Origin of the sequence: Microbacterium sp. PF5 (genome assembly GCF_004794315.1) — a bacterium.
Lineage (GTDB): Bacteria > Actinomycetota > Actinomycetes > Actinomycetales > Microbacteriaceae > Microbacterium > Microbacterium sufflavum.
This window is the reverse complement of record NZ_SSDQ01000057.1, coordinates 45021-62025: the sequence shown is the minus strand read 5'-3', so window position 1 is coordinate 62025 and position 17005 is coordinate 45021. Positions and strand designations below refer to the sequence as shown.

At 70.6% G+C, this 17005-nt stretch carries 14 protein-coding genes; 10 read left to right on the top strand and 4 right to left on the bottom strand.

The features are described from left to right. Positions 1 to 30: 30 nt before the first annotated feature. Complete coding sequence (locus tag DW297_RS03815) at positions 31 to 1002, bottom strand: EamA family transporter (protein WP_168442789.1); 972 nt, start codon at positions 1000 to 1002, stop codon at positions 31 to 33. Between the two features lie 39 nt (positions 1003 to 1041). On the opposite strand from DW297_RS03815, the gene DW297_RS03810 reads away from it, so the two are divergent. The 8 genes from DW297_RS03810 (at position 1042) to DW297_RS03775 (ending at position 9480) form a co-directional block, all read left to right on the top strand. Beyond that, the gene (locus DW297_RS03810) at positions 1042 to 1578 is read left to right on the top strand and encodes a CGNR zinc finger domain-containing protein (protein WP_136029524.1); all 537 of its coding nucleotides are present in this window, start codon (positions 1042 to 1044) and stop codon (positions 1576 to 1578) included. Positions 1579 to 1778: 200 nt separating this feature from the next. Continuing rightward, positions 1779 to 3047, top strand: a complete 1269-nt coding sequence (locus tag DW297_RS03805) for an ABC transporter substrate-binding protein (RefSeq protein WP_136029522.1) — start codon at positions 1779 to 1781, stop codon at positions 3045 to 3047. A gap of 99 nt (positions 3048 to 3146) precedes the next feature. Further along, a complete protein-coding gene (locus tag DW297_RS03800; RefSeq protein ID WP_206252580.1) occupies positions 3147 to 4130 on the top strand; it encodes a carbohydrate ABC transporter permease in 984 nt (327 codons plus the stop codon). After that, positions 4130 to 4984, top strand: a complete 855-nt coding sequence (locus tag DW297_RS03795) for a carbohydrate ABC transporter permease (RefSeq protein WP_136029520.1) — start codon at positions 4130 to 4132, stop codon at positions 4982 to 4984. The genes DW297_RS03800 and DW297_RS03795 overlap by 1 nt, the downstream gene beginning before the upstream one ends. Then, positions 4981 to 6897 (top strand): hypothetical protein, encoded by a 1917-nt coding sequence (locus DW297_RS03790; protein WP_136029518.1) that lies wholly within the window; start codon positions 4981 to 4983, stop codon positions 6895 to 6897. The genes DW297_RS03795 and DW297_RS03790 overlap by 4 nt, the downstream gene beginning before the upstream one ends. After that, a complete protein-coding gene (locus DW297_RS03785; protein ID WP_136029516.1) occupies positions 6894 to 7673 on the top strand; it encodes an RraA family protein in 780 nt (259 codons plus the stop codon). The genes DW297_RS03790 and DW297_RS03785 overlap by 4 nt, the downstream gene beginning before the upstream one ends. Further along, complete coding sequence (locus DW297_RS03780) at positions 7643 to 8587, top strand: aldo/keto reductase (RefSeq protein WP_136029514.1); 945 nt, start codon at positions 7643 to 7645, stop codon at positions 8585 to 8587. Before DW297_RS03785 ends, DW297_RS03780 begins: the two co-directional genes overlap by 31 nt. 83 nt (positions 8588 to 8670) lie before the next feature. After that, a complete protein-coding gene (locus DW297_RS03775) occupies positions 8671 to 9480 on the top strand; it encodes an amidohydrolase family protein (protein ID WP_136029512.1) in 810 nt (269 codons plus the stop codon). Positions 9481 to 9533: 53 nt separating this feature from the next. Here DW297_RS03775 and DW297_RS03770 read toward each other — a convergent pair whose 3' ends face one another. From DW297_RS03770 to DW297_RS03760, 3 genes are read right to left on the bottom strand one after another with little or no spacing between them, the layout of a single operon-like run. Further along, a complete protein-coding gene (locus tag DW297_RS03770; RefSeq protein WP_136029510.1) occupies positions 9534 to 10190 on the bottom strand; it encodes a GntR family transcriptional regulator in 657 nt (218 codons plus the stop codon). A 19-nt stretch (positions 10191 to 10209) separates the two neighbouring features. Next, positions 10210 to 10809, bottom strand: a complete 600-nt coding sequence (locus DW297_RS03765; RefSeq protein WP_240744505.1) for an SGNH/GDSL hydrolase family protein — start codon at positions 10807 to 10809, stop codon at positions 10210 to 10212. After that, positions 10806 to 14876, bottom strand: coding sequence for an Ig-like domain-containing protein (locus tag DW297_RS03760; RefSeq protein WP_136029506.1), 4071 nt, complete (start codon positions 14874 to 14876; stop codon positions 10806 to 10808). Before DW297_RS03760 ends, DW297_RS03765 begins: the two co-directional genes overlap by 4 nt. A gap of 265 nt (positions 14877 to 15141) precedes the next feature. On the opposite strand from DW297_RS03760, the gene DW297_RS03755 reads away from it, so the two are divergent. Both DW297_RS03755 and DW297_RS03750 read left to right on the top strand, forming a co-directional pair. Further along, entirely contained in the window at positions 15142 to 16062 is a 921-nt protein-coding gene (locus DW297_RS03755; protein ID WP_136029503.1) for a carbohydrate ABC transporter permease, read from the top strand. Then, complete coding sequence (locus DW297_RS03750) at positions 16059 to 16964, top strand: carbohydrate ABC transporter permease (RefSeq protein WP_136029501.1); 906 nt, start codon at positions 16059 to 16061, stop codon at positions 16962 to 16964. Before DW297_RS03755 ends, DW297_RS03750 begins: the two co-directional genes overlap by 4 nt. The last annotated feature ends 41 nt before the right edge of the window (positions 16965 to 17005 follow it).

The following is a 17005-nucleotide window of genomic DNA, read 5'->3' as shown; positions in this document are numbered from 1 at the left end:
AACCCGCTCGAGGTGGGCGCGCGGTCGTGTTCAGGCTGTATTCGTATACATAGGCTCGGACGCGGCGACCCGCGGCTCGCCGAGCTTCACCACGACCACGCCGGCGAGCACGAGCACGCCCCCCAGCGCCTGCAGCGGGCCGGGGAGCTGGTCGAGCAGCAGCCACCCGAACAGCAGGGCGGCCACGACCTCGGCGAGCGCGACGAACGAGGCGAGACGCGAGCCGAGCATCCTCGTGGACACGATGCCGAGCACGTAGGCGAGCGCCGTCGCGATGAGCCCGATCGCGAGGACGGGCACGAACCAGGAAACCGTGCCGAAGCGGTACGCGACATCGGCCGTCGTCCACGCGAACGGCAGCACCCCGACCAGACCGGCGAGGGCCAGACCGACGGCACCGAGCAGCAGCCCGCTCCCGGCGAGCGCGATCGGCGGGAGTCCGGTGTCGGCCTTCGCCGAGAGCACGAAGTAGCTCGCCGCCCCCACCATCGCCCCCAGCGCCCAGAGCACGCCGACCACGTTCACCTGCGCACCGGTGACGATGTCGAGCATCAGCACGAGCCCGACGAAGGCGATCCCCGCCCCGAGCACGCTGCGCCGCGTCGGTCGCTCGCCGCGGCGCAGCCACAGCCAGAGCAGCACCGCGACCGGAGCCGTGTACTCGATGAGCAGCGCGATCCCGACATCCATGACCGCGACGGCCTGGAAGTAGCAGAGCTGAGTGGCCGCCACGGCGAGCAGCCCGTAGGCGAGGACCATCCCGGCGTTCCGGCGGAGGGCGCGCCACCGCCCCCGCAGCGCCAGGAGGGTCGGGAGCAGCAGGACGAGCGCGGCGACCCCCACCCGAACGGTGACGGCCGCGCCGGGCGTCCACCCCGCGTCGATGAGTCCGCGCGCCCACGCCCCGGAGGAGCCGAACGCGAACGCGGCGGCGACGGCCAGCGGGAGCCCGAGGCGCACATCGCTCCGCGTGCGGTTCCTGTCATCCGCCACGGTGCTCATGGACGATGACGCTACTCGCGGACGGAGTAAGATGTCAACATGGTCTTCACCGATGACACCGAGGATGCGCTGCGCGCGGCGGTCTGGCTCGCGAACTCCGCCGAAGAGCCCGACACCCTCGTCGACGTCGACGACGAGAAGACGTTCCTCGCGGTGTTCCCCTACACCGGGAGGATCGACCGCGACGGCGTGGAACTCGACGACCTGCGCACCCTCCGCCCGCGGCTGCGAGCGATGCTGCTCGCCCCGCGCGACGAGATGGCCGCACACGTGAACGATGCCCTCGCCGAGCTGCAGCTCACTCCGCGGCTGGTGCGGCACGACGGAGCGGACTGGCACCTCCATGCGGTGCACGACGAGCGGCCGCTCGCCGAGCGCGTGCTCGTCGAGACGGTGATGGCGCTCATCGACGTGATCCGCGCGGACGAGGGCTCGCGCCTCACGGTCTGCGAGGACGACACCTGCCAGGCGATCGCGCTCGACCTCTCCCGCAACCGCTCCAAGCGGTACTGCTCCACGACGTGCGCGAACCGCAACGCGGTTGCGGCATACCGCGCTCGGCGCGCACACGCCTGACACCGACGCCTCGCCGGTCGCCCGCGCCCGTCTCGCGCAACTCCTGAGCGAGGGGGCCATCTCGCTCCACGGCCCCTGAACAGCGACCGTCCCTCGTCCCGCTGCGCTCATTCGCGGATCGACTGCGCTCTTCACAAACGATTATCGATTAGTGTAATGTCGCCAGCGGCCCTCCCTCATGCATCAGGAAAGGATCAACGATGATCAAGGCCCGACTCCTCCCCCTCGTCGGCATCGCGGCAGTGTCCGCGCTCGCCCTCGCCAGCTGCTCCACCCCCGCCGGAGACGACGGCGGCTCCTCCTCGGAGGACGTCGAGGTGCGCATGCTCGTCAACGTCACCCCGAACCTGACCGAGGAGTTCTGGAACGACCTGGTCGCCCCGTTCGAGGAGGCCAACCCGAACATCGACGTCGTCATCCAGAACCCCGGCGCGGAGGGCGTGGAGGCCGCCGTGCCCCGCCTGCTCGCGGCCGGCGACGCCCCCGACGTCGTGCAGTCGATCGCCCCGACGACGAAGCTCGCACCCGAGCTCGTCGACCTGTCCGGGTACGAGTGGGCCTCGTCCGGTCCCCTCGCCGACCAGTACTCGATCGACGGCAAGAACTACATGGCCGGGATCGGCGTGCAGCTGCAGAGCCTCTTCTTCTACAACAAGACCGCGTTCGAGGAGGCCGGCATCACCGAGCTGCCCACCACCGTCGACGAGCTCACCGAGGCCCTCGGCAAGCTGAAGGCGGCGGGGTGGACCCCGATCCAGACCGGCGGCGACTGGATGAGCAGCCACACGCTGCAGGCCCTCGGCCTGCCGACGATCATCGCCGAGGACCCGGAGTGGTTCCAGAAGATGTCGTCCGGCGAGGACACCTTCAGCGAGACCTACGGCGACGCGGTCGAGACCTACGCGGAGTGGGTGTCCGAGGGCTACATCCCCACCGACGCGCTCGGCATCAAGTACCCCGACGCCGAGCAGGCGTTCCTGTCGGGCAAGACCGCCGTGTACTCGATGGGCAGCTGGTTCGCCGGCACGCAGGCCAAGGCCGCCGAGTCGGCCGACATCGGGGTCTTCCGCGCCCCGTCGTTCGACGGCGACGAGCAGCCCGCGATGGGTGCCAACATCGCCAGCCCGTACTCGATCCTCAAGTCCAGCGAGCACCAGGACGCCGCGGCGAAGCTCGTCGAGTTCCTCACCACCGACCAGACCGCGGTCAGCGACCAGCTGGCGGTCGACGGCAACTTCCGCGACGGCTACGAGTACGACATGACGCCGCTGGGCGAAGAGCTGCTGCAGATCGTCGCCGACACGCCCGCCGAGGCCTACACCCCCACCGGCGGCGGCTACGGCGAGCGCACGCTCCCCGACGGCTACCCGGGCGAGATCAACACCCAGACCCAGGCCCTCATCGGCGGTGCCTCCGCCGAGCAGGTCCTGAAGGCCATGGACGACTGGTTCGCCGCGAACGCCGGCTGACCGCTCGAGGCGCCGGGGACCGCATCCGTCCCTGGCGCCTCCCCGGCGCCGCATCCGCGCCACCCTCACCAACGCGCCACCGAGAACGAGAGTGCCGCCATGACTCCGCCCACCACGACCGCGCCGCCCCCGGCCGCGGCGACCGCCCCGACAGGACCATCGACGCCGATGAGCTCGACCCCCGCCCCCCGCAAGCGCTCCGCGCTGCAGCGGTGGCGGCACCGCCTCCCCGGCATCCTCATGGGAGGGCCCGCCGTGGCCGTCTTCCTGGCGATGTTCGTCATCCCGATGATCCTCGCCGCGGTGCTGAGCTTCACGGACTGGAACGGGTACAGCCTCAACTTCACGTTCGTCGGCTGGGAGAACTACATCAAGGCGTTCCGCAGCCCCCGCTCCACCCAGGCCGCGATCTTCACCGGCATCATCGCCGTGGTCGGCACGATCCTCTGCAACGCCATCGGTCTCGCGATCGCCGCGCTCATCGCCGGTCCCGGCCGCTCGAACACGATCCTGCGCACGATCTTCTTCTACCCGTACGTCATCAGCGCCCTCATCATCGGGTTCCTGTGGTCGGCGATGCTCTCCCCCAGCGGCGCCGTCAACGGGTTCCTCACCACCGTCGGCCTGCCCGCGATGCCCTTCCTCACCGACCCCACCTTCGCGAAGGCGAGCGTGATCTTCACGATCGTGTGGTCGCACTTCGGCTTCAACATGATCCTGTTCCTCGCCGGCATCAAGTCGGTGCCCGCCGAGTACTACGAGGCCGCGACCGTGGACGGCGCCTCGCGCTGGCAGCAGTTCCGCTCCATCACCCTGCCGCTCATCGCGCCGGTGTTCACGGTGAACCTGGTGCTGACCCTCGTCGGGCTCCTCAAGGCCTACGACGTGGTGCTCTCCCTCACCGACGGCGGCCCGGCGGGCTCCACCCAGACGATCGTCTACCAGATCCTCAAGGACTCGTTCGCGAACTCGGCCCTCGGGTTCGGCGCCGCGCAGTCCATGATCCTCCTCATCGTCACCGCGGTCATCGGTCTCGCCGTCACGCTGGTGCGACGCCGCTCCGAGAAGAAGGCGACCGACTGATGAAGCAGACCCGCAACCGGCCGGCGCTCGCGGTGAGCGCGATCCGCTGGATCGTCCTCGGCGTCGTGGCGATCACCATGCTGATCCCGATGTACACGATGGTCATCAACGCCTTCAAGCCGCAGGCGGAGATCATCGAGAACCCGCTCCTGATCACGCCGCAGATGTTCACGTTCGAGTACCTGTGGGAGGCGATCACGAGCAGCAAGTTCAACGTGATCGCGGCCTACGGCATCACGCTCCTGTTCGTCGTGCTCGTGAACCTCTGCTGCATCGCCCTGGCCGCACCGGTCGCCTACGTGATCGCCCGCGGCCGCTCCAAGTGGCACCTGGGGCTGCTGCTGCTGTTCGTCTCCGGCCTGTTCATCCCGGGGCAGGTCACGCTGATCCCCGTCGTGTTCGTGCTGCGGGTGCTCGGACTGATCAACACGATCCCCGGCTTCATCCTCTTCGAGACGGCGGCGACGCTCCCCGTGACGATCTTCCTGTTCACCGCGTACCTGCGCAGCGTGCCGCGCGACATCGACGAGGCCGCGTCCCTCGACGGCGCCGGTCCGATCCGCGCGTTCTGGGCGTGCGTCTTCCCGATCATGAAGCCGGTCGTGGCGACGGCGGTGGTGCTGAACTCGATCGGCGTGTGGAACGACTTCGTGAGTCCGCAGATCATCCTCGGCCCCAGCTCCGGCATCTACACCGTCACCACGGGTGTGTACGCCGCCGTCGGGCAGTTCTCCACCGACTACACGCAGGTGTTCCCGACCCTGCTGCTCGCCGTGCTGCCCGCGATGGTGTTCTTCATCGTGATGCAGCGCCACATCATCGGCGGCCTCGTGGCCGGCGCGACGAAGGGATGACCGTGCCCGCGCATCCGCTCACCCGCCCCCTGCGGGCGATCCCGGCCTGGGCCGTGCTGCAGCGGCGCCTGTTCGCCGAGATCGAGGAGGCCCGCCGCGTCTTCCGCGACCGGTACACGCTCCCCGACGGCCGCCTCCGCGGCGTCGCCGAGTTCGTGGACCGCGACGGGGTCGACGACCTCTACGAGCCGTTCTTCAACTGGCCGGCCTTCTACCTGCTCGGCGGGCCCGACGAGGTGCTGGCCGACGCCAAGCGGCACTGGGAGGGCGTGACGGTGCAGCTCGCGGAGGCGGGCATGCTCGCCGACGAGTACGACAACGGCTACGACTGGTTCCACCAGGGCGAGTCGCTGCTGCTGTTCGCGGGGATCTGCCAGGCCGACCCGGCCGACACGGCGTTCGCGGCGCGCGCCGCCCGGTTCTCCGCGCTCTTCACCGATCCCGCGAAGGGCAACTACGACCCGGAGCACACCATCATCCGCGCGCCGCACAACGGTGCCCTGGGCGCTCGACCGGGCCTGGACGAGAAGATCGTGCCGTATGTGGCCGACCGGGCCGAGATGCGACCCTACGGTCTGCCCCTGCACGGGCTCGACGGCATCCGCACCTGGGACGACCTCGCCGACCCGGACAACGCGCACCGCATGGCCGAGGAGATGCAGCGTCGCGCCGCGGGCGACATCGCCGTGAACCTCGCCGCCACCTCGCTGGCGGCGAACCGGTGGCTGTACGACGGCGACGCCGCCGCGGCCGACTGGATCGAGCAGTACGTCGACGGCTGGCTGGCGCGGGCCGACGGCGGGCTGCTCCCCGACAACGTCGGCCCCGGCGGCACGGTGGGCGAGCTCCACGACGGACGCTGGTGGGGCGGCCACTACGGGTGGGCGTGGCCGCACGGACTGCACTCCGTCGGCATGAGCGCCCTCATCGGCGCCCTCAACCACGCGCTCGTCACCGGCGACGATGCCGCCCTCGACCTCGTGCGCACGATGCTCGACACCGTGCTCGCGGAGGGCCGCACAGGCACCGTCGCCGACTCGACCTACAGCCTGCGCGGCGGCTGGATGGCCCGGCTCGGAGCCGCAGCCACGCAGCCCGGGGTCCTCGTGCCCTACCGCTACGGACCCGACGGGTGGTTCGACTTCGGTCCGCTGCAGCTCGACCTGCCGCTGTGGCTGTGGTGGTGGTCGCGCTCGACCGCTGACCGCAGCCGCCTGGAGCGCGCGATCGCGGGACTCCCCTCCTCCGCCGACCCCGTCGCGCCGTTCCGCGACAAGGAGGAGGCGGGGCACGAGGCCGGATGGTTCGCCTATCTCCGCGGAGACCTGCCGGAGTACCCGGTGCGCGCGCTCGAGATGGCGCTCGGTCAGGTCGCGCGGCGCACGGCCATGATGCTCGCCGACGACCGCGATCCGGATGCCGCACACCTGCACTTCTGGCAGCGCGTCAACCCCGTCGTGACCGAGGTGCTCACGCAGCTCGTCGCCGGGGCCCCGCAGGTGCTCTACAACGGCGGGCTCGGGTTCACCGCGCTCCGCTACGAGGACGCCGACCGCGGCCGGCCGGGGCTCCCGCCCGACGTCGCCGCGCTCGTGCACCGCCTCGACGACCGCGGGATCGGCGTGCAGCTCGTGAACACCTCGGCCGTGCACACCCGCACCGTGCGGCTGCGCGGCGGCCGCTTCGGCCTCGACCGCATCGTGGAGGTGACCGCGACCGCGGAGGACGCCTCGGGCTGGCCCGGCGCCTCCGGCACGTACGCCGGACCGGAGGGCGAGATCGTCACGCACACCCTCACCTGCGACGACGACCTCGTCGTGACCCTGCCACCGGCGCACCTCGCCGACCTCGACCTGACCATCGCGCGCGCGACCGGCTCGCCGCGCCACCTCTTCCCCGAAGGAGCCGCATGAGCGACCTGATCCGACCCGACTTCCCCCTGCCCGTGCGGGGGGCGGCGTACCAGCGGCCGTCGCGCGACGTGCTCGACTCCTTCGACGCGATCTCCGCGGCGACCGCCTGCGCCAAGCTCCACGGCCTCGGCATCCGCCGCAGCTACATCGAGGGACCGGAGCCGCTGAGCCTCGGCCAGCGCGTGGTCGGCTCCGCCCTGACGCTGCAGTTCATGCCGCAGCGGGAGGACATGGCCTCGGGCGACGGCCAGGAGTACGCCGAACGGCACACGGCCCTGTGGCACGTGCTCGAAGCGGTGCAGCCGGGGGACGTGCTGGTGATCCAGGCGTACGGCAGCCGCTTCTCCGGCTGCGTCGGCGACATCCTCGCGCGCTACTTCGCCCGCAAGGGCGGCGCGGGCATCGTCGTGGACGGGCGCATCCGCGACGCCGGCCGCATCCGCGAGCTCGGGATCCCGGTGTGGTCGACCGGCACGACCCCGCACTACGCCTCGCAGTCGGAGCTCGTGCCGTGGGCGTTCGACGTGCCCGTCGCGGTGGGCGGTGCGCTGTGCATGCCCGGCGACCTGGTCGTGGCCGACGACGACGGACCGGTCGTGGTCCCGCAGGCGATGGCGCCCCAGGTGGTCGAGGACGCGCAGGATCATGAGGAGTGGGAGGTGTTCAGCCGCAAGCGCCTCGACGAGGGCGCCCGGCTGAGCGACTACTACCCCCTGACCCCCGACAGCCGCGAGGAGTACGAGGCATGGCGTTCCGTCCGCAGCTCCGTCCTCTGAACCCGGCCGTCGCCGCCCGCGACGACGTCGGGCTCGGCTGCGCCCCGATCGGCAACCTGTTCGCGCCGGTGCCGGACGCGGATGCCGTCGACACCGTGCACGCGGCCCTCGCCCGCGACGTGCGGTTCTTCGACACGGCGCCGCTGTACGGCTCGGGAGAGAGCGAGCGCAAGCTCGGCCTCGCCCTGCGCGGCGTGCCCCGCGACGACTACGTGCTGGCGACCAAGGTGGGACGGGTGCTCGTCGACGCCGAAGGCGCCCCGGTGCGCGGTGCGGCGAGCGGGCACGATTCCGTGGTCGATCTCAGCCGCGACGGCATCCTCCGCAGCCTCGACGGCAGCCTCGCCCGCCTCGGCGTGGATCGGGTGGACGTGCTGCACCTGCACGACCCCCTCGATGTGGAGGCCGCGTTCGCGACGGCCTTCCCGGCCCTCCTCGATCTGCGGGACCAGGGCGTGGTGCGGGCGATCAGCGTCGGGCTCGGGCGCCTCGACCCGCTGGAGCGCTATGTGGCCGAGGTGCCGCTCGACGTGGTGATGGAGGCCGGGCGGCTCACGCTGCTCGACCGCACGGCGCTCGACCGCCTCGTCCCCACCGCTCGCGCACGGGGCATCGGTGTCCTGGCGGCGGCGGTGTTCAACTCCGGCATCCTCGTCGACCCGGTCGGCTCGCCGTTCTACGAGTACAAGCCGGCGCCCGCCGCGCTGCAGGAGAGGGCGCTGCGACTGCAGGCCGTGTGTGCGGCACACGACGTGCGGCTGGCCGACGCGGCCGTGCAGTTCCCGCTGCGCCACGGCGCCGACGCGGTGGTCGTGGGGGCGCGGACGCCGACCGAGGTGCACGCGTTCGTCGACGGCCTCGACGCCGCGCTCCCCGCGGCGCTGTGGGAGGCACTCGACGCGGAGGCCGTGTGAGCGGGCGGCGACGGCGGCTCCCCCGTGCCGCGGGCGCCGCCGTCGTCGCGGTCGCCGCCTGATGGCGCCGCACGGGACCTGACATGCGGATCGTCGATGCCCACGTGCACGTCTGGGATGTGGACGCCGTGCCGATCCCCTGGTTCCGCGACGACCTCGACCTGCCGGGGCACGCCTCCGCCGTCGGGCTCGGACGGGAGCTGACCGCGGCCGGTGTCGCCTCCGCGATCGCGGTGCAGGCCGCGGACTCCGTGGCGGAGGCGGAGTGGCTGACCGCGACCGCCGCGCGCGACCCGTTCCTGCGGCGCGTGGTGCTGCAGTACTCCCCCGCGCCCGGACGAGCGGCCGGTGCGACCGGCGTCGCCGTCACCCCCGCGGTCGTCGGCATGCGGGCGGCGGTGCCCCAGTTCGCCGCCGACCTGTCCGACGTGGACGGCCTCGACGCGCTCGCCGACCACCTCGGCGCGACCGGCCGTGCGCTCGAGCTGCTGATCCGCCCGGAGCAGCTGCCCGCCGCCGCCACCCTCTCCCGCCGGCACCCGGGCACCGCGATCGTGGTGTGCCACCTGGGCCTCGGGGCGCGGACGGCCGACGGCACGTGGCGGGCAGCACTGGACGAGGCCGCGTCGGCGCCGGGGGTGTCGGCGAAGGTCTCCGGGCTCGACCTCTCGGCCCGCGGCGCGGAGGAATCGCGCGGCCTGCTGCGGCTGGCGTTCGACCTCTTCGGCGCGGAGCGGCTGGCGTTCGGCAGCGACTGGCCGATGTCGACGCGGAGCATCGGCTATGCGGACGTGCTCGCCGCGACGCGCGCGGCGCTGCCCCGCCTTTCCGGCGCCGAGGAACGGGCGTTCTGGTCCGCGACCGCCGACCGCCTCTACCCCACGGGCGCCTGACCCCCGCCGTCTGTCTCGTCGCGCGGCGGCTGGCACGGAGTCGCGCGGGAAGGTCAGGCGTCGTCGAGGAGGGTGCCGGCGGCGTGGCGACGGAACAGCGCGGACGCGGCCTCGACATCGCCCGCGTCGAGCACGTCGAGCAGCCCCTTGTGCCAGTCGGCCACCTCGTGCCAGTCGCCGGTGAACGTCGGGTCGCCCAGCACGTGCATCACCCGCAGGCTCGGCTCGAGCAGATCCCACATCCGCGGCAGGTACACGTTGCCGCTGGCCTCGATCACGGCGCGGTGGAACGTGAAGTCGAGCTCGCGGAAACGGGCGAGGTCGGCGGATTCGGCCGCCTGATGCATCTGCGCGATGAGCGACACGAGCTCGTCGCGGCGGGCGGCGTCGAGCGCCCCGCACGCGAGCCGGCCGGCCAGGCCCTCGAGCTCGACGCGGGCGACCTTGGCCTGCTCGGCCTCCTCGGCGGAGTAGCTCGCGACGAAGTTGCCCTGGTGCCGCACGTGCGACACCAGCCCCTCGTGCGCGAGGCGCTTGAGGGCGTCGCGCACGGGAGCCTGGCTCACCTGGAGCTGTCGCGCGAGCTGGGACTCGACGAGCTGCTCGCCCGGGGCGAGGGTCGACTCCTTGATCATCGCCTTGATCATCGCGTAGATCTGATCCGACAGCAGTCCTCGCTGCAGTCCCGCTGTGCCCAGAGCATCCGTCATGACCATCAGTCTACGTCCATTATCGACTATCGCTAATGGACGCGGCCGTGCGCCAGGCCTCGGCGATCAGCGCCGATCCGCGCGGTGTCGGATGCACACCGTCCGGGGCGAGCTCCGCCACCGGCTGCTGCACCGCGGCGGCCGTGAGCACCTCGTGGAGCGGCACGAAGGCGGCGCCATGCGACGCGGCCAGGTCGCGCACGACCGCCCGCTTGCCGTCGAGATCGTCGAGCCACTCGCGCTGCTCCTCCGTCACCGGAAGGAAGTACGGCTCCATGAGGATCAGGCGGGGGCCCCGCTCCCCGGCGACGCCGGCCAGCAGCGGGTCGAGCGTCGCCCGGAACTCCTCCGCCGACGTCGGGTCGTCGCTGTCGAACCGTCGCCACATGTCGTTCACGCCGACGTACACGGTCAGCAGCTCCGGCGCGGTCGGCAGGAGCTCGGAGTCCCACCGGGCGGCCAGGTCGCGCGCACGGTTCCCGGCGATGCCGAGGTTCCGCACGGTCGCGCCGGCCGCCCGCAGCTCCGGGGCGAGGAGGGCCACGTAGCCGTCACCGAGGGAGTCGGGGTCGGCACGGTCGCGCCCCGCATCCGTGATGGAGTCTCCGATGAACGTCACTCGCACCGGGGCACCTCCTCCTCATCGTCCTTGAGCTTGGGCTTGACCGACGTCTCCAGCTCGACCGTCGCGCCCGCGTGGGTCACGGTCAGCGTCTGGTGCGGACGCACCTTGCTGCTGTCGAACCCGCTCACCATATCGGCCGTGACCTGCTGCGTCGTGAGGGTGCCGTCGCTCCAGCGCACCCCGAGGATCATCCCGGTGACGTCGAGCTCCTCACCGCGCAGGTAGCGGGTCTTGGGGTCGGCCTCCGCGGCCCAGCAGATGCCGGTCACGCTCGCGGGCGGCGGTGTGGGGCGCACGGCGAGAGCGGTCGTCTTGCCGTAGTGGTACACGTTGAAGAAGCCGTCCGCTCCGATGCGCAGGTTCTCCCGCGCATCCACCATGCTCCACACGGTCACGCCGTCCACCCGGAACACGATGCGCGTGCCCTCGCCCTCCGCGATCGCGCCGAACTCGATGCGGTGCGAGGTGTCGGGGGCGATGACGGTGTTGGGGATCGCGTCGAGCATCGTCTGACCGGGGGTCCAGCTCTGGAACTCGATCGTGTCCTGCTTGATCACCACGAGGTACCCGGTGTTGGAGTTCTGCCACGCGGGCACACCGGTCTGGTCGGACCGAGCCTGGAAGCCGTACCACCCTCCGGAGAAGGCACCGAAGTCCGCGTCGAACTGCAGGAGCGTGTCGCCGAAGCGCTCGCCCTCGTAGCCGTGCACCCCCTCGCCGCTGATCACCACGCCCGCGTCGTCGACGGCGATGTGGTCGGATGTGCTCCAGGCCGCGGGGTCCTTCAGCTGCGCGTCGAGCCGGGTCGTCGGGTACTCCGCGTCGGCGACGGTGACCGTCAGGGTGTCGCTGAACGCGGGGTCCGCGACCGAGGTGGCCGTGATGGTCGCGGTGCCTGCGGCGACGGCGGCGATGCGGCCGTCCGCCACCGTGGCGACTGCGGTGGCGTCGCTGGTCCAGGTCACCCTGGCGTCGCTGGCGTCCTGCGGGGCGACCGTCGCGGCGACCGTCCGCCGCTCCCCCACCGAGAGCGCCACCGCGTCGGCGTCGAGGGTGACCCCGGTCACGGGCACCCCGGAGAGGGAGAACCCGATGTCGTCGAAGTCCAGCGACGGGTAGTTCTCGACGTAGAAGCCCACGCGACCGGCCGCACCCGGCGCGGGATCGGCCCCCTCGAGGGCGATCGCGCCGTTGACGGAGATGCGGATCCGCCCGTCCTGGACCGCGATGCGCACGTGCGAGGTCGCACCGGGGACGAGGCCCTGCTCGGCGGGCACGACCTTCTCGGCGACCACCTGCCAGGCGTCGTCGAAGATGGTCCAGGTCGGGCCGGCCGCGGCCTGACGGAAGCGGATGTAACCGCCGCCCTTGCCGTTGCGGTCGTACACGATGAGCCCCGCGTTGGTGGGCGTCGTCGCCGGTGTCGTCACGTCGACGTCGAGCACGAACTCGGTGAAGTCGCGCGGCAGGATGCTGTTCGCGCCCTTGAGGATCCGGTAGACCTTGTCACCCGTGGCGTCGGCCTGGATGCTGCGGTTGGGGTCGGTCGCCCAGCCGTTCGGCCCCGACTCGAAGTCGGTGAAGTGCAGCACGCCGTCGCCCTCCTCCACGATCACCTCGATGGTCGCGGTCTTGGCGGCGTCGGCTTTCGCGGTCGCCGTGATGGTCGTGGTGCCGGGGCCCATGCCCAGCACGACGCCCGTGTCGTCCACGGTCGCGACGGCGGCGTCGGCGGAGGCGTAGGTCACCGCGGTGTCGTCGGCGTTCCAGGGCAGCGGCACGGCGCGCACGCGCACCTGGTCGCCGGCGTCGATCGTGACCGAGTCGCTGTCGAACGCGATGTCCTCCAGCGGGACGGACTGCGGCTGCTGCGTCTGGCCGATGTGTCCGTCGACCCCGATCTCGCCGAACGCGATCGCCTCGAAGCCGGGGATCTGGTCGAACACGGCGGCGTCGGCCTTCAGCGTGTAGTCGCCGCCGGCGGCGTCGACGAACCCGGGGTCGGCGTCGGCCACCCAGTTGTCCTCGTAGTTCAGCAGGTTCTTGCCGTCCTTGGCGCCGTGCTCGTTGACGCCCGCCATGCGGGGGCGGTTCGGGTTCCAGACCACGTTCTCGGCGAACGTGCTGTGGTTCGGGAAGTAGTGGTCGTCCTCGAAGAAGTGCCCGAGCTCGGGGTACTTCTCCAGATACGGCGTGCCGACGAAGTCGTTGTTGTCGGCGAACACCTGCTGCCAGGCGGGCATGTAGTCCTTGTCGACGACGTTGCCCTCGTGGTCGCCCATCCACTGCTCGTAGTTGTCGTAGGGCGCGTAGGCGTCGACGAAGACGTTGTTGCGCGCCTCGATGTAGTCGGCGGATCCGCTCTTGATGGCGCCGTTGCCCATGTTGACGAACACGTTCTTCTCGATCGTGAGGTCCCACGTGAAGTTGTCGGCGTAGATGCCCTCGACGCCCGCCATGCCGGCGCCGATGTTGTGGAAGTAGTTCTCCCGGAAGACGTGTCCGCGCTGCTGCGGCGTCTTGCCGGAGTTCATGTAGATCGCGCCGAGGTCGTGGAACTGCTTGCAGACGTCGTACACCTCGTTGCGCTCGAAGAGGTGGTCGTTGCCGTGCACGATGATGCCGGGGTGCGGCGCGTCGTGGATCTCGTTGTTCTTGGCGACGTTGCCGACCCCGTCGAACATCACACCGGGGTTGTAGGCCTTGTGGTAGTACGCGAAGTCGGCGATCTCGGAGTTCTCGACCCGGTTGCGGCCCGGCTCGAGGGTGGTCTTGTCGCCGCCCTGGAGCACCACGCCGACGCCGCCGACGTGCGTGAGCCGGCTGTCGGTGACGGCGTGGTCGCGGCCGCCGCGGTTCACCGGGATGCCGTCGTAGGTGTAGCGCCCCGGCGAGTTGATGAGCACGCCGCCGTCGGTGAAGTTGCGGATGTCGCTGTGCGAGATCGTGACGTGGGAGCCGCCGAGGATCACGGCGGCGGTGGCGCGGCCGTACTCCAGGACGAGGTCGTCGAAGTTCACGTACGACGCCCCGTCGGCGCGCAGCATCGGCTCGTCGAGCGTGGTGACGGTGACGTCGCCGCGTCCGGACGTGAAGGCGGCATTGGGGATGAGGTAGAGCTTCCCCGCCGCGCGGTCGATGTAGTACTCGCCCGGTGCGTCGAGCTCCTCCAGCAGGTTCTGCGCGAAGTGGAAGTCGGGGAACCAGCTCTTCATGATCCCGGACATCTCGCCGTAGCGGAGGGTGATCGTCTTCGCCGCGGTGTCGATGCTCTCGATCTTGTTGTACGACCACTCCCAGCTGTACCCGAAGATGCCGTCCAGCCACACGTCGTCGGCCTGGGTCCAGTACTGGGGCCGGTCGTAGCCGTACGTGAAGGTGCCGCCGCGGTTCTGCAGATCCGGGTCGTTGCGGTCGGGGCCGACGTCGATGATGTCGCCCATCTGCACGGTGGGGGTGGCGGCGTCGGCGTTGGGCCAGCGCGCGAGCGTCATGCCCTGGCCGTCGATGAAGAGCTCCATCGGCGGGGTGGTGCTGACGTCGTTGGCCTTCCAGTAGCCGTGGCGGCTGAGCTGGCCGTAGTCGGTGATGCCGAGGCCGGCGAGGTCGACCGCGACCACCTGGTCGCGGGCGGCGGGGTCGATGATCCGGTCGGTGACGGCGGCGTCCTCGACGGGCGCGAACTCGTCGCGGGGCAGCGCGCGACCGCCGGTGAGCGTGGCGGTCTCGCCCGGATAGGAGCGGTAGGTGATCGGAGCATCGGCGGTACCGGAGTCCTGCTCGCCGATCTCGAACGAGGCGCTGCGCGGGTACTCGCCCTCGCGCAGGTAGACCGTGAGGCCGTCTGCGGGGATCTGCTCGTCGGCTTTGAGTGCCCGGATGCGGTCCCTGGCTCCCTCGAGGGTGGCGAGCGGGTCGTCCTTGGTGCCGGCGGCGTCGTCGTCACCCCCCGGTGCGATGTAGAGGGCGTCGTCGTCGACCGCGGCCGACGCCGCGGGGGCGACGCCGAGGGCGGATCCGAACACGGCGGCTAGGGCCAGTCCTGCCAGCACACGCTTCATTGCGTCTCCGAACTCTCGATTCCCGCGCGAAGAGCTCGCGCGGTGCCGCAGCCGGCGGCTGCACAGGACCCTACCCAATCGATAATCGACTATCAAGGATCGATTCTTAAACATGTGCAGCGCTTCACAGATTTCACAGTTCATACCAATTCATCACTCTTGGGCTCTCCGGTTGACGAGCCCGTAATCTGCCGGAAATACTGAGGAAGCCCGAGACCGCACCGCGAGCGTGTGGACACATCACCCCAGGCCAAGGATGACCTAGATGACAGAACAGACCATTTCCTCACAGCTAGGAACAGGTCGCCGCCCCCGTCGCCTCTCCGACGGGATGTTCGCGCTCCTCCTCACGGCCCCCGGCCTCGCGCTCCTCGCCGCGGTCGTCGTGTACCCGCTCATCACCGCGCTGATCACCGCGTTCTACAAGCAGAGCCTCGTCGAACCGGGACGCGAGTTCGTCGGCTTCCAGAACATCGTCGACGTCCTCACCGGGGAGTTCGTCCAGCTCCTCGTGCAGACCCTCGTCTTCACGCTCGGCACGACGATCGCGCCGTTCGTCATCGGCTTCGGTCTCGCGCTCGCCCTCAACACGCGCATCCGCGGTGCCAAGGTGCTGCGCGGCCTCATGCTCATCCCCTGGCTGATCCCCGGCGTGGTCGTGTCGTTCCTGTGGATGTGGATCTTCAACGCCAACTACGGCGTGCTCAACGCGGCCCTGGAGACCGTGGGACTCATCGACTCCCCGCAGGCGTGGCTCGCGAACCCCACCACCGCCATGATCGCCGTCATCGTCGCGAAGACCTGGCAGTCGTTCCCCTGGATGATGGTCATGCTCCTCGCCGGCCTGCAGACCGTCCCGATCGAACTGCACGAGGCCGCGGAGATCGACGGCGCCGGGACCGTCCGCCGCTTCTTCTCCATCACGGTCCCGCAGATGAGCGGCATCATCGGGCTCGTGATCCTGCTGGAGTTCATCTGGAACTTCCAGCACTTCGACATCATCTACGTCCTCACCGGCGGCGGCCCCGCCGGCTCCACCCAGACCTTCGCCACGGCGGTGTACGAGACCGCGTTCGACGGCTTCGACCTCGGTCACGCCGGCGCGATCGGGCTCCTCTGGATGGTCCTGCTGATGGCGCTCGTCGTCGTCTACGTCCGCCTGTCCGAGAAGGGAGAGAAGCGATGACCGCCGTGCTGACCGAGGAGACGGTGACCGCCGTCGCCGCCCCGCCCGCTCCCCCGCGGCGCCGCCGCGCCCGCGCCGACCGCCGCGCCTCCACCATCAGTGCCTGGATCGCCGTGGTCGTGTTCGGCGGGTTCGCGCTGCTGCCCGTGTACTGGCTGCTCGCGACCTCCCTCACCCCGCGCACCGAGGTGTTCAGCTACCCGCCCAAGCTCTTCCCCACGGAGATCACCTTCGAGGCCTATGCCGCGCTCGCGAACAACCCCGCGCTGTTCGGCTACCTCCGCAACAGCATCGTGGTCTCGGTCATCACCGCGATCCTCTCGGTGCTGGTCTCCGCCTACATGGGCTACGCGTTCTCGAAGTTCCGCTACCGCGGGCGCCGCAGCCTCATGTACTTCGTGCTGGCCTCGCAGATGTTCCCGCAGGCGCTGCTGCTCATCACCCTCTACGCGGTGTTCTCGGCCTACGGGCTGCTGAACACCTACACGGCGCTGGTGCTGTCGTTCACCACGTTCACGCTGCCGCTGTGCGTGTGGATGCTGAAGGGCTTCTTCGACACGATCCCGGACGAGCTCATCGAGGCCGCCCGCGTCGACGGCGCCTCCCGGATGCGCATCATCCACTCGATCGTCCTGCCGCTCGCGGCCCCCGGCCTCATCGCCGCCGGACTGTTCGCGTTCGTCCGCGGCTGGAACGACTTCATCTTCGCCCTCACCCTGGCCGGACCCGACAAGCAGACCCTGCCGCCCGGCCTCGTCAACACGTTCATCGGCGAGGCGTCGACCGCCTGGCCGGAGCTCATGGCGGCCTCGCTCGTGGTCTCGCTCCCCGTGGCCATCGCGTTCATCGCCCTGCAGCGCTTCCTCGTCGGCGGTCTCACCGCCGGCGCGGTCAAGGGCTGACCCGCACCACCCCTCACCCGCAGTCCCTCGAAGAAGAGAGA